General features: G+C 64.0%; 12 protein-coding genes. 9 read left to right on the top strand and 3 right to left on the bottom strand.

The window, feature by feature from the left end; translation table 11 throughout:
• Positions 1 to 195 precede the first annotated feature (195 nt).
• Positions 196 to 390 carry a zinc-finger domain-containing protein gene (locus AC3WOG_RS17445; RefSeq protein ID WP_035548391.1) on the bottom strand — a complete coding sequence of 65 codons (195 nt, stop codon included), beginning with the start codon at positions 388 to 390 and terminating at the stop codon, positions 196 to 198.
• Between the two features lie 65 nt (positions 391 to 455).
• Positions 456 to 1,379 carry a branched-chain amino acid transaminase gene (locus AC3WOG_RS17440; RefSeq protein WP_492579140.1) on the bottom strand — a complete coding sequence of 308 codons (924 nt, stop codon included), beginning with the start codon at positions 1,377 to 1,379 and terminating at the stop codon, positions 456 to 458.
• A 340-nt stretch (positions 1,380 to 1,719) separates the two neighbouring features.
• Here AC3WOG_RS17440 and AC3WOG_RS17435 point away from each other — a divergent pair, with 340 nt between their 5' ends.
• The 9 genes from AC3WOG_RS17435 to AC3WOG_RS17395 all read left to right on the top strand — a co-directional run bounded on the left by AC3WOG_RS17435 (position 1,720) and on the right by AC3WOG_RS17395 (position 11,501).
• The gene (locus AC3WOG_RS17435; RefSeq protein ID WP_492579139.1) at positions 1,720 to 2,466 is read left to right on the top strand and encodes an AzlC family ABC transporter permease; all 747 of its coding nucleotides are present in this window, start codon (positions 1,720 to 1,722) and stop codon (positions 2,464 to 2,466) included.
• On the top strand, positions 2,463 to 2,786 hold the full coding sequence (locus AC3WOG_RS17430; protein ID WP_492579138.1) for an AzlD domain-containing protein: 324 nt from the start codon (positions 2,463 to 2,465) through the stop codon (positions 2,784 to 2,786). The genes AC3WOG_RS17435 and AC3WOG_RS17430 overlap by 4 nt, the downstream gene beginning before the upstream one ends.
• A gap of 274 nt (positions 2,787 to 3,060) precedes the next feature.
• Positions 3,061 to 4,254: a phosphoglycerate kinase gene (locus AC3WOG_RS17425; protein ID WP_492579137.1), complete on the top strand. Its 1,194-nt coding sequence runs from the start codon at positions 3,061 to 3,063 to the stop codon at positions 4,252 to 4,254.
• A 427-nt stretch (positions 4,255 to 4,681) separates the two neighbouring features.
• Entirely contained in the window at positions 4,682 to 6,118 is a 1,437-nt protein-coding gene (gene pyk / locus AC3WOG_RS17420; RefSeq protein WP_492579828.1) for a pyruvate kinase, read from the top strand.
• A gap of 343 nt (positions 6,119 to 6,461) precedes the next feature.
• A complete protein-coding gene (gene fba, locus AC3WOG_RS17415; protein WP_341314392.1) occupies positions 6,462 to 7,526 on the top strand; it encodes a class II fructose-bisphosphate aldolase in 1,065 nt (354 codons plus the stop codon).
• A gap of 155 nt (positions 7,527 to 7,681) precedes the next feature.
• Positions 7,682 to 8,572 (top strand): phosphoribosylaminoimidazolesuccinocarboxamide synthase, encoded by an 891-nt coding sequence (locus AC3WOG_RS17410; protein ID WP_492579136.1) that lies wholly within the window; start codon positions 7,682 to 7,684, stop codon positions 8,570 to 8,572.
• Between the two features lie 52 nt (positions 8,573 to 8,624).
• Entirely contained in the window at positions 8,625 to 9,143 is a 519-nt protein-coding gene (gene purE / locus AC3WOG_RS17405; RefSeq protein ID WP_492579135.1) for a 5-(carboxyamino)imidazole ribonucleotide mutase, read from the top strand.
• 98 nt (positions 9,144 to 9,241) lie between these two features.
• Positions 9,242 to 10,438 carry a 5-(carboxyamino)imidazole ribonucleotide synthase gene (locus tag AC3WOG_RS17400; protein WP_492579134.1) on the top strand — a complete coding sequence of 399 codons (1,197 nt, stop codon included), beginning with the start codon at positions 9,242 to 9,244 and terminating at the stop codon, positions 10,436 to 10,438.
• A gap of 10 nt (positions 10,439 to 10,448) precedes the next feature.
• Positions 10,449 to 11,501 (top strand): L-threonylcarbamoyladenylate synthase, encoded by a 1,053-nt coding sequence (locus tag AC3WOG_RS17395; protein ID WP_492579133.1) that lies wholly within the window; start codon positions 10,449 to 10,451, stop codon positions 11,499 to 11,501.
• A gap of 102 nt (positions 11,502 to 11,603) precedes the next feature.
• On the opposite strand, the gene AC3WOG_RS17390 is transcribed toward AC3WOG_RS17395, so the two are convergent.
• On the bottom strand, positions 11,604 to 12,851 hold the full coding sequence (locus tag AC3WOG_RS17390) for an SGNH/GDSL hydrolase family protein (RefSeq protein WP_492579132.1): 1,248 nt from the start codon (positions 12,849 to 12,851) through the stop codon (positions 11,604 to 11,606).
• Between the last annotated feature and the right edge of the window lie 55 nt (positions 12,852 to 12,906).

The following is a 12,906-nucleotide window of genomic DNA, read 5'->3' as shown; positions in this document are numbered from 1 at the left end:
TGTAAAAGGGGATACGCCGCGCGTCGCGTGGCGCGGACCCGGCTCGGCCGGACCCGCCGCGGCTGCGGCGTTGCTGCGACGCGCTCGCCCGGTCACCTGCTGCAAAGGCAAATACGGCAAGTCAAACGACAAACCGGGCAGCGGGCGAAGCCAACAGGGCCACAAGCAGCGGCGCAAGCGCTCAGCGTTCAGTGTTCAATGACCTCTGACCACTTCGCCGTCGCGCAGCTTGTAGCGCGTGCTGCAGTACGGGCAACGCGCTTCGCCGTGCGTGACATCGATAAAGACGCGCGGATGCGCGCTCCAGCGCGGCATTGCCGGATTCGGGCAGTACGCCGGCAGGTCTTTCGCCGACAGTTCGACCAGCGGCATTTCCTTGATTTCGCTCATGGGGACTTTCTCGTTGTATGCAGGGTGCGTGCGTTGCGCCGTTAAAAAGGCCGGGGCAGCGCGCGTTAGATCTTGGTCAGCCAGTGCGCGTACTTCTCGCTCCGGCCGTTCACGATATCGAAGAAGCCCGCTTGCAGCTTCTCAGTGATCGGGCCGCGTGCGCCCGAGCCGATCGTGCGGTTGTCGAGTTCGCGGATCGGCGTGACTTCGGCGGCGGTGCCGGTGAAGAACGCTTCGTCGCAAGTGTAGACCTCGTCGCGCGTGATGCGTTTTTCGATCACTTCGATGCCCGCGTCTTTCGCCAGCGTGATGACCGTGTCGCGCGTGATGCCGTCGAGGCACGACGACAGGTCCGGTGTGTACAGCTTGCCGTTGTTCACGAGGAAGAAGTTCTCACCCGAGCCTTCCGACACGTAGCCGTCCACGTCGAGCAGCAGCGCTTCGTCGTAACCGTCGGCGGTGGCTTCCTGGTTGGCGAGGATCGAGTTCACGTACCAGCCCGACGCCTTCGCGCGGACCATCGACACGTTCACGTGATGGCGCGTGAACGACGAGGTCTTCACGCGAATGCCCTTCTTCAGGCCGTCTTCGCCGAGGTACGCACCCCACGGCCAGGCGGCGATCGCCACGTGGATCGTGTTGCCTTTGGCCGACACGCCGAGCTTTTCCGAGCCGACCCAGATGATCGGGCGCAGGTAGCAGGACTCGAGCTTGTTTTCGCGGACTACTTCGCGCTGCGCGGCGGCGAGCGTTTCGTGGTCGAACGGCACGTCCATCTGGAAGATCTTCGCCGAGTTCAGCAGGCGCTTGGTGTGTTCCTGCAGGCGGAAAATCGCGGTGCCGCCGTCGGCCGTCTTGTAGGCGCGCACGCCCTCGAAAACGCCCATGCCGTAATGCAGCGTGTGGGTGAGCACGTGGATCTTGGCATCGCGCCAGTCGATGAGCTTGCCATCCATCCAGATCTTGCCGTCGCGGTCGGCCATTGACATACGATTCTCCAGCGGGTGCGGTTGTGAGTGCCCCTAAACCTGTCGCTTCGCGTCAGGCTCCCCGAGGGGGCAATCCCCAATCCCCCAAGGGGACTTCCTTCGGGGCGGGGGACTTCCTGCGGGGCGGAAAACCCGGGGGGCGGCCCGGCGTTTTCTTGTGAGGTCTAGCGAAGAGCGTTATTTTAGCGTCTTTTGCACACGGAACGGGCATTTGGCCGCATGCCGGGCGCTATAATTCGGCGCACGCATAATTCAAATCCGGATGCGCCAGCGGGTGCTTGACGACCTGGCGCCGACTTCCCTTCGTTGCGGCGCGCCCCGCGCCAACGCATTTCGTCTCATGCTCGCTCGCCTGTCAGATACCGATCGCCGTGCCTTCCGTGAGGGCGCGCGCGACTATTCGCCCACGCTGATGGCGATTTTCTCCTGGGGCCTGGTAACCGGCATCGCGATGAGCAAGTCCGTGCTCACGCTGCCGCAGGCGCTCACCATGTCGCTGCTGTGCTACGCCGGCTCGTCGCAACTGGCGGTGCTGCCGCTCCTCGCGGCCAGGCTGCCGGTGTGGACCGTGCTGCTCACGGCCGCGATGGTCAATACGCGTTTCGTGATCTTCAGCGCCGGTCTCGCGCCGCATTTCTCCTATCTGCCGATGTGGCGGCGCATCGTGCTCGGCTATTTCAACGGCGACGTGATCTATCTGCTGTTCCAGAAGAAAAGCTTCCAGACCGGTCACGTACCGGGCAAGGAAGCGTATTACTGGGGCATGGCGATCTGCAGCTGGCTGTCGTGGCAGGTGTCGTCGATCGTCGGCATTCTGCTGGCGAGCCTGATTCCGGACAACTGGGGTCTCGCGCTGGCGGGCACGCTGGCGTTACTGCCGATCATGGTGTCGGCGATCGCGACGCGTTCCACGCTGGTCGCGGTCAGTATCGCCGGCGTGGTTTCGCTGCTCGCCCTCGATTTGCCGTACCGGCTCGCGCTGCCGCTCGCGGTGATCGCGGCGATCGTCGCGGGCAGCGCGGCCGATCTGATGGTCGAACGCGCCGACTTGCGCCGCATCCGTAACAGCGCCGGAGATTCCCCATGACTGCCACGCAGATCTGGCTGGCCATTGTCGGCATGACTTTCGTCACCACGGTGACACGCGCGATGTTTCTAATCGGCGGCGAGCGCACTGTGCTGCCGGAACGCGTGCAAAGAATGCTGCGCTACGCGCCGGCCGCGGCGCTCGCCGCGGTCGTGCTGCCCGACGTGCTGACGACCCCCGACGGCCTTTCTTTCGGGCCGTCGAATCACGAGTTTTACGCGACGCTAGCCGGTCTCGCGTGGTTTTTGTGGCGCCGCACCATGCTGGGCACGATCGTCGTCGGGATGGTTGTATTCACGCTCATGCGGCTCTTCATGTAATTGCGCAGGTCTGAAATGCTGCGATGCAGCACGCGCGGTCCATTCGTCAAATACGGGACATTCGCCCCGTTGCAGGTCAGAAGGCAGTGTGGATCGGTTAAAATGGATGTTTCCGGGATAACCGCGCCGATGCACGGCGCGCGAGCCGCGGTTCGCGCGCCGGCGCCCGATTCAGCGGAGCCGCTGCTGTGCCGAAGCGCTGGAGTTTTGTTTTGCGCTGTCCGTCAGTGCGTCGTCCGCCACCGCCTTCTCATCAACTCGCACATACACGCCCATGAACAAGGTATTGCGTCTCTCCGATCTGATCGCCGAAGGCAAGCTATCCGGCAAACGCGTGTTTATCCGCGCCGATCTGAACGTGCCGCAGGACGATCAAGGCAACATCACCGAAGACACCCGTATCCGCGCCTCCGTGCCGGCTATCAAGGCCGCGCTGGACGCAGGCGCCGCCGTGATGGTCACCTCGCACCTGGGCCGCCCGACCGAAGGCGACTTCAAGCCGGAAGACTCGCTCGCGCCGGTCGCGAAGCGTCTGGCCGAGTTGCTCGGCCGCGATGTGCCGCTGGTCGCGAACTGGGTCGAAAACGGCGTGAATGTTGCGCCCGGTTCGGTTGTGCTGCTGGAAAACTGCCGTGTCAACAAGGGCGAAAAGAAGGATTCGGACGAGCTCGCGCAAAAAATGGCGAAGCTCTGCGACGTCTATGTGAACGACGCGTTCGGCACCGCGCACCGCGCCGAAGCCACCACGCACGGCATCGCCAGGTACGCGCCCGTCGCTTGCGCCGGCCCGCTGCTGGCGGCTGAACTCGATGCGCTCGGCAATGCGCTCGGCGCGCCGAAGCGTCCGCTGGTGGCGATCGTCGCCGGCTCCAAGGTGTCGACCAAGCTGACTATCCTGAAGTCGCTGGCCGAGAAGGTCGACCAACTGATCGTCGGCGGCGGCATCGCCAATACGTTCATGCTGGCCGCCGGTCTGAAGATCGGCAAGTCGCTCGCCGAAGCCGATCTGGTGAACGAAGCCAAGGCCATCATCGACGCAGCAAAAGCACGCGGCGCCTCGGTGCCGATCCCGACCGACGTGGTCACGGCCAAGGCGTTCTCGCCGACCGCCAAGGCCGAAGTGAAGGCCGTCGCCGACGTTCAAGACGATGATCTGATCCTCGACATCGGACCGGACACCGCCAGGGTGCTCGCCGCGCAACTGGAAAAAGCCGGCACGATCGTGTGGAACGGCCCGGTCGGCGTGTTCGAATTCGACCAGTTCGGCAACGGTACGAAGACGCTGGCTGACGCGATCGCCAAGTCGTCGGCGTTCTCGATTGCAGGCGGCGGCGACACGCTCGCGGCGATTGCCAAGTACGGCATCCACGATAAGGTCAGCTACATCTCGACGGGCGGCGGCGCCTTCCTCGAGTTCCTCGAAGGCAAGAAGCTGCCGGCGGTCGAAGTTCTGGAATCGCGGGCTTAACGTGGCGACGCGCTCCCCAACGGCTAAGTCTGCAAAAGCGCGCGGCGGCAAGTCGCCGCGCAACACCGCAGCAGCTACGGCAGGGGAGCGCGCGGTGCGCTCCGCCGCCAGGCCGGCCACGCCGGCCGCTGTTATCCAGCAAGAAGAATCCGGGTCGCCCCTCGCGCTCGCGGAGTTGACCACCGCCAACGAGGCAGCGGAATTGTCCAGCGGACAAGCCGCCCAATCGCAGGCGGAACGCCACAACGAAGAAGTGGCGCTCGCCCCTCCGCCAGCGCCCCCCGTGCTGATGTCGAACACCGCTTCATCCCATAAAGCGACGCTGGTTTCAACCGGCGCGCAGCCCCCGGCAGCAACCTTCGGTGCGCAGCCTCCGCATCCGACTCGCAGCGCTCATTCCAGCGATCCTATCCAGACGAGGAGACTCATGCATCGCGCCACCAAGATTGTCGCCACCATCGGACCGGCTTCCAATACGCCGGAAATCCTGCTGCAAATGATTCAGGCAGGACTGGACGTGGTACGGCTCAATTTCTCGCACGGCACGGCCGACGATCACCGCCAGCGCGCCGAATTCGTGCGCGACGCAGCCCGTCAGGCGGGCCGCGAAGTCGCCATCATGGCTGACCTGCAAGGCCCGAAGATCCGGGTCGGCAAATTCGAAAACGGCAAGACCACGCTGATCGCGGGCAACCCGTTCATCCTCGACGCCGACTGCGAACTCGGCAACGATGATCGCGTCGGCCTCGACTACAAGGACCTGCCGCGCGACCTGAAACCGGGCGACGTCCTGCTGCTCAACGACGGCCTGATCGTGCTGAACGTGGTCCGCGTGCTCGGCAGCGAGATTCACACGACCGTGAAGATCGGCGGCGAGCTGTCGAACAACAAGGGCATTAATCGCCAGGGCGGCGGTCTGACGGCGCCGGCGCTGACCGCGAAAGACATGGAAGACATCCGCACCGCGATGTCGATCGGCGTGGATTTTGTCGCGGTATCGTTCCCGAAGAACGCGACCGACATGGAAATGGCCCGCCAACTCGCGAATATCGCGGGCGCGCCATACGGCATCAAGCCGAAGATGATCGCCAAGATCGAGCGCGCGGAAGCCATTCCGGCGCTGCAGGGCATTCTCGATGCATCGGACGGCATCATGGTCGCGCGCGGCGATCTGGCTGTGGAAGTGGGCAATGCCGCAGTCCCGGCGCTGCAAAAGCGCATGATCCGGATGGCGCGCGAGTCGAACAAGTTCGTGATTACCGCGACCCAGATGATGGAGTCGATGATTTACGCGCCGGTGCCGACCCGCGCCGAAGTGTCGGACGTCGCCAACGCCGTGCTCGACGGCACGGACGCGGTGATGCTGTCGGCGGAATCGGCGGCGGGCAAGTACCCGGTGCAGACCATCGAAACGATGGCGGCGATCTGTCTCGAAGCCGAGAAGTCGGAAGAGTCGGAACTGGACAAGGATTTCCTCGACCGCACGTTCACCCGGATCGACCAGTCGATCGCGATGGGCGCGCTCTTCACGGCCTATCACCTGGGCGCGAAGGCGATCGTCGCGTTGACCGAATCCGGTTCGACCGCGCTGTGGATGTCGCGCCACTCGACCCACGTGCCGATTTTCGCGCTCACGCCGCGGGTCGGCAGCGAACGGGCCATGGCGCTGTACCGCAATGTGACCTCGCTGCATCTGGACACCAACACCGACCGCGACACCGCGTTGCAACAGGCGTTGGAAACCGTGGTCCGCAAAGGGTACGCGTCGCGCGGCGACATGGTGGTGCTGACGGTCGGCGAGCCGATGGGTCAGGCCGGTGGGACGAACACGCTGAAAATCGTACGGGTCGGTGAGCCGTATTGATTACGCAGCAACCATCTTGCATGGGATCGGAGTAGCGCTATTGGACCAGAGTAAGCGCTAACTCTGGTCGACACGCTAACACCGATCGACACACTATGTGTGGGGCGGGAGTAAGTGCTAAAGCACTAACTCCCGCCGACACAGGAGACTGCTCGATCGGCACCGGCTTGATTGAGGGAAGCAGGCTGCAATGCCCCCGCGAGAGGCGGCGCACGGACTCCAATCGCGCGTGAAGGAAACGTGCTTTAGGGAACGTGTGCACGGATAGGCGGCTTGCTTCGCGATAAAATCGCCCAAAAGATGCCGACGGCTCAGAATTCGTTTCAATCTAAGGAGTTACAGCATGCCTCTCGTATCAATGCGTCAACTGCTGGACCATGCTGCCGAAAACGGCTACGGCCTTCCGGCATTCAACGTGAACAACCTGGAGCAGGTGCAGGCGATCATGGCGGCGGCCGACAAGGTCAACGCACCGGTCATCATGCAGGCATCGGCCGGCGCGCGTAAGTACGCGGGCGAGGCGTTCCTGCGCCACCTGATCGAAGCAGCGGTCGAGTCGTATCCGCACATTCCAGTCGTGATGCACCAGGATCACGGGCAATCGCCGGCGGTCTGTATGGCGGCGATCCGCAGCGGCTTCACCAGCGTGATGATGGACGGCTCGCTCGAAGCCGACGGCAAGACGGTTGCCTCGTACGAATACAACGTCGAAGTCTCGCGCAAGGTGGTTGAGGCGGCGCACTCGATCGGCGTCACGGTGGAAGCGGAACTGGGCGTGCTCGGTTCGCTGGAAACCATGAAGGGCGACAAGGAAGACGGCCACGGCGCGGAAGGCACGATGACCCGCGAGCAACTGCTGACCGATCCGGAGCAGGCTGCGGACTTCGTCAAGCTGACCCAATGCGATGCACTGGCGATCGCCATCGGCACATCGCACGGCGCGTACAAATTCAGCAAGAAGCCGACGGGCGATATTCTGTCGATTCAGCGCATCAAGGAAATCCACCAGCGTATTCCGAACACCCATCTGGTGATGCACGGTTCGTCGTCGGTGCCGCAGGAGCTGCTCGCGGAAATCCGCGAATTCGGCGGCGACATGAAGGAAACCTACGGCGTGCCGGTCGAGGAAATTCAGGAAGGCATCAAGAACGGCGTGCGCAAGGTCAACATCGACACCGACCTGCGTCTGGCGATCACCGGTGCGATCCGCCGCTACATGGCGCAGAATCCGGGCAAGTTCGATCCGCGCGATTATCTGAAGCCGGCGCGCGAAGCCGCGATGAAGATCTGTATCGAGCGTTACACGCAATTTGGCTGCGAAGGCCAGGCCGGCAAGATCAAGCCGGTTTCGCTTGATAAAATCGCGGAGAAGTACAAGTCGGGCGACCTCGCGCAGGTCGTCCGCTAAGTTGTCAATTAAGTTGTCAACCAAGCTGTCAATACCTTAAGACCTGGCCGGACGGCCAGGTTGTCGTTAGATCGCCGTTCCCGCATCATCCGGGGAACGGCGTTTCCCTTTTGTTCCGGTCACACTTTTTGCCTCATTTTTAGCGAACCACGACGATGTCTACCCTTTACGAATCCACGCTCCGCTCGCTGCCGCTGCTCGGCCGCGGTAAAGTCCGCGACAACTATGCGGTGGGCAACGACCAGTTGCTGATCGTCACGACCGACCGTCTGTCGGCCTTCGACGTCATCATGGGCGAGCCGATTCCGAATAAGGGCCGCGTGCTGAACCAGATGGCCAACTTCTGGTTCGAGAAGCTCAAGCACATCGTGCCGAATCATCTGACGGGCGTGGCGCCGGAATCGGTGGTGGCGGCAGACGAAGTCGAGCAGGTACAAGGCCGCGCCGTGGTGGTGAAGCGCCTCGAGCCGATCCTCGTCGAAGCGGTGGTGCGCGGTTATCTGGCCGGTAGCGGCTGGAAAGACTATCAGGCAACGGGTTCGGTCTGCGGCGTGGAATTGCCGCCGGGGCTGCAAAACGCCCAAAAGCTGCCTGAGCCGATCTTCACACCGGCAGCCAAGGCCGAAATGGGCCACCACGACGAAAACATCACGTACAGCGAGATGGAACGCCGCATCGGCACCGAACTGTCGGCCACGATCCGTGACATCTCGATCAAGCTGTACAAGGAAGCCGCTGACTTCGCGGCCACGCGCGGCATCATCATCGCGGATACGAAGTTCGAATTCGGTCTCGACAACCACGGCCAGCTGTATCTGATGGACGAAGCGCTGACTGCCGATTCGTCGCGTTTCTGGCCCGCGGACCAGTACCAGGTCGGCACCAACCCGCCGTCGTTCGACAAGCAGTTCGTGCGCGACTGGCTGGAAACCCAGCCGTGGAAGAAAGAGCCGCCCGCACCGAAGCTGCCGGACGACGTCGTCACGAAGACGGGCGAGAAGTATCAGGAAGCGCTCGAACGCCTGACCGGGCAGAAGCTCGCTTAATCACGGGCACCTCGTTAGATCCGCGCCGTTCGAGAGACAAGGAAGCCGTAACATGAGTGAAGTCCAGACCGCCCATACACATAGCGCGCCCGTCGTCGGCGTGCTGATGGGGTCCAGTTCCGATTGGGAAGTGATGAAGAACGCCGTGGCGATTCTGCAGGAATTCGGCGTGCCGTACGAAGCGAAGGTCGTGTCCGCGCACCGGATGCCCGACGAGATGTTTGCGTACGCCGAAAGCGCGCGCGAGCGCGGCATTCGCGTGATCATCGCGGGCGCGGGCGGCGCGGCGCACCTGCCGGGCATGCTGGCCGCCAAGACCACGGTGCCGGTGCTCGGCGTGCCGGTGGCGAGCAAGTATCTGAAGGGCGTCGATTCATTGCATTCGATCGTGCAGATGCCCAAGGGCGTGCCGGTCGCGACATTTGCGATCGGCGAAGCGGGCGCGGCGAATGCGGCGCTGTTCGCTGTGTCGATTCTGAGCGGCACGAACGCCGGGTATGCGGAGAAACTGGCGGCGTTCCGCGTGCGCCAGAACGAAGCGGCCCACGCAATGGTGCTGCCGGCGCTGTAAGCGCGATAGCGGATTGCTTTTAGACGTCCCCATGTCTGACCCCCGGCCGGGCGCACGTGCACGAATGCATGTGCGCCCGGCCGCGACCGACCACTAAGATGAATCCAGACAACACACCGGTTTCACCGATTCTGCCCGGCGCATGGCTTGGCATGGTCGGTGGCGGCCAGCTCGGCCGCATGTTCTGCTTTGCCGCCCAGGCGATGGGCTATCGCGTCGCCGTGCTCGACCCGGACGAAAACAGTCCGGCGGGCGCTGTCGCCGACCGCCATCTGCGCGCGGCGTATGACGACGAAGCGTCGTTGACCGAACTCGCGCGGCTGTGCGCGGCGGTGTCGACCGAATTCGAGAACGTGCCGGCCGCGAGCCTCGACTTTCTCGCCAGGTCCACCTTCGTCAGCCCGGCTGGCCGTTGCGTCGCCGTGGCGCAGGACCGGATTGTGGAGAAGCGCTTTATCGCGTCGTCGGGCGTGACGGTGGCGCCGCACGTGGTGATCGAATCGTCGGATGCGCTTGCCGCGCTCGACGATGCGAAGCTCGAGGCCGTGCTGCCCGGCATCCTCAAAACCGCGCGCCTCGGCTACGACGGCAAGGGCCAGATTCGTGTGCGCAACGCCGAGGAAGTGCGCGAGGCGCATGCGTCGCTGGCGGGCGTGCCGTGCGTGCTGGAAAAGCGCTTGCCGCTGAAATTCGAAGTGTCCGCGTTGATCGCGCGCGCGTCGAGTGGCGCGTCGGCGGTTTATCCGCTCGCGCAGAATTCGCATCGCGACGGCGTGCTGTCGCACACCATCGTTCCCGCGCCGGATGCGAGCCCGACGCTGGTTGCCCAGGCGCAGCAAGCCGCCCTGCAAATCGCTGACAAGCTGGGCTATGTCGGTGTGCTGTGCGTCGAGTTCTTCATTCTGGAAGACGGTTCGCTGGTGGCGAATGAAATGGCGCCGCGTCCGCACAATTCCGGCCACTACACCGTCGATGCGTGCGCGACCAGCCAGTTCGAACAGCAGGTGCGCGCGATGACCGGCATGCCGCTCGGCGACACGCGCCAGCATTCGCCGGCGGTGATGCTGAACATCCTCGGCGACGTCTGGTTCCCGGACGGCCCGAAGCGCGCGGCGGTCACGCCGCCGTGGCACGAAGTGGCGGCGATGCCGGCGGCGCGTTTGCATCTGTACGGCAAGGAGGAGGCGCGTTGTGGCCGCAAGATGGGTCACGTGAACTTCACTGCCGCGACGCTCGAGGAAGCCCGCACGTCCGCACGCGATTGCGCGCGGCTCCTGCATATCCTGACGAGCTGACGCGAACGCCATGCCGGATCAAAGCAAACCTGCCGAAGGGGGCGCCGCGAGCGCCTTGCCTGTGAGCGCCGCGCAGATCGAGCACGCCGCCGCGCTGCTCGACGCGGGCGGCCTCGTCGCGTTCCCGACGGAGACGGTCTACGGACTCGGTGGCGACGCCGAGAATCCGGACGCGGTCGCGCGTATTTACGCGGCGAAAGGCAGGCCGGCGAATCATCCGGTGATCGTGCATCTGGCGCCACAGGGCGATCCGAACTATTGGGTCGAGCATTTGCCCGCGGAGGCGCAGCGCCTGATCGACGCGTTCTGGCCGGGGCCGCTCACGTTGATCCTGAAGCGCGCGGCGCGAATTAATGCCGCGGTGAGCGGCGGGCAGGATTCGGTGGGTTTGCGCTGCCCGTCGCATCCGGTTGCTCAGGCTTTGCTGGAAGCATTCAGTGCGTTGCGCGGCGGGCATGGTGGTGTTGCTGCGCCGTCGGCGAATCGTTTTGGTCACGTGAGCCCGACGACGGCGCAGCATGTGCGCGACGAGTTCGGCAGCGCGATTCATGTGCTGGACGGGGGCGCATCGGACGTTGGGATCGAATCGACGATTCTGGATTTATCGCGCGGGTTTCCGGCGTTGTTGAGGCCGGGGCGGGTGACGCCGCAGGATATCGCCGACGTGCTCGGTGAAGCGCCGCGGTTGCCGGACGGCTCGGATGCAACAGCGCCGCGCGCATCGGGTACGTTGAAGGCGCACTATGCGCCGCGTACGCCATTGGCTTTGCTGCCTTTTGATGCGTTGCAGACTTTGCTCGCGGCGCGCCACGGCGATGAACGCGTTGCCCTGGTGGCGCGGGCTTCCCGCGCAGGCGAATGGGCTCATGCCGAGGGCGTGCATTTCATTGCCGCGCCTGAAGATCCACACGTGTACGCGCGTGAGTTGTATGGCTTGCTGAGAGCGCTGGATCGCGCGAACGTGACACGGATTCTGATCGAGAAGCTGCCTGATACGATCGAATGGATCGCGGTCAACGACCGACTCGGCCGGGCGGCGGCGGCGTTCGAAGCGCAGGGGTAGCGTTACAGCGCCCGGCTGAACCCGGCCGGGCCTTTCATCACCGCAAAGGTAAAACGGCGGATCGCCGGACCGCTGGACCGCCGGATCCGCCGCGTCGCCTGATTACTTGCCCAAACCCGTCGCCGCGATCTGCTGCTGGACGAACTGCGCGAACAAGGCGTGCAAGTGCGTGCTCGGGTGGACCGTGTCCGCGAACATGTAGGTCTGGTCAGCGCCAGCCACCGTGTAGGTCTGCGGTGAGCAGAACAGCGACGAGCCGAACTGGGAGCCGTACTGGGCCGGGGTCAGCCCGTTCGTTGCGCTCGGATTGGCGGTGGCGTACGCGGTTGCGTTGGCCACCATCGACGTCAGGTTACACGCGGTGCCGGTGTTGGACACCGTGAAGCCCAGCGCCTGGAAGTTCGGTAACTGCTGATCAATCCACGTGAACGCATCGGCCACGATGACCTTGCCCGTACCCACCAGGCCAAGGGCCGTCAGGTTCTGGACCAGCAGGTAGTTATACGCCGCGGTAATCCCCGACAGCAGTGCAGCCGTGCCAGGCGTGGCCGCGTTGGCTGCGACGCCGAGCGGCGTGTTGCCGATGTCTGGCACCGTCGACACCACCACGTGGGTCGCACCCGAGTTGACGATGGTCTGGACTTGCGCGGCGAGCTGGGTGGCGGCCTGCGCGATCTGGGGGTTGGCCTGCTGCTGCAGGTAGCCGACGATGAACGCTACCTGGCCCGCCTGCGAGTTCGGCAGTTTGCCGGCCTGCACGAGCTGCGGGTATTGCGTCTGTAGCGCGGCACCGAGCGCCGTCAGATTGGCGGTGGTCGAGAACTGGAAGATATCGTTCGCGCCACCGTTCACCAGCACGAGCTGGTTCGAGTTGAAGCTCGTATGCGCGCTCAGGTAGTTTGCCACCTGGGTCACCACCGGCACCGTCGTAGCCGCCATGTTGTTCGGTGCCCAACCTTCGCCTTGGGCGTTGACGACGTCCGAGCCGCCTTGCGCGTAGCCATACCCGCCCGTCGCGACCAGCGGTTGACCGAAGCCGCCCAGATACGCGGCGGTCAACGTGCCGCCGTAGTACTCCGCGACCTTCTGGGTCCACACTTCGCCCGGGTTGGTCGTGAAGCGGCCACCGCCGAAGCTCGCCTGAATCACCGGCGCATACGTGCCGACATCCGACAAGCTGTCGCCGAACGACACGACCTGCAATTTCACACCGCCAGCAGGCGTGCTGCTGCTCGAGCTGTTGTTATCGCTGCCGCCGCCGCAAGCCGCGAGCAGCGCAAACGCGGCACTGGCGATGGCGATCTGCGTGACGCGTACGAAACTGCGCTTCTTCGATGCTGTTTGTTTCATGTTGACTACATCTCCTCGTATGTTTTGGCCCTTGTGCCATGTATTGCAGGCAGCG

This window comes from Paraburkholderia sp. FW306-02-B (assembly GCF_058782725.1).
Note: the sequence above shows the minus strand (reverse complement) of the source record. Positions and strands in the feature narration are given on the sequence as shown.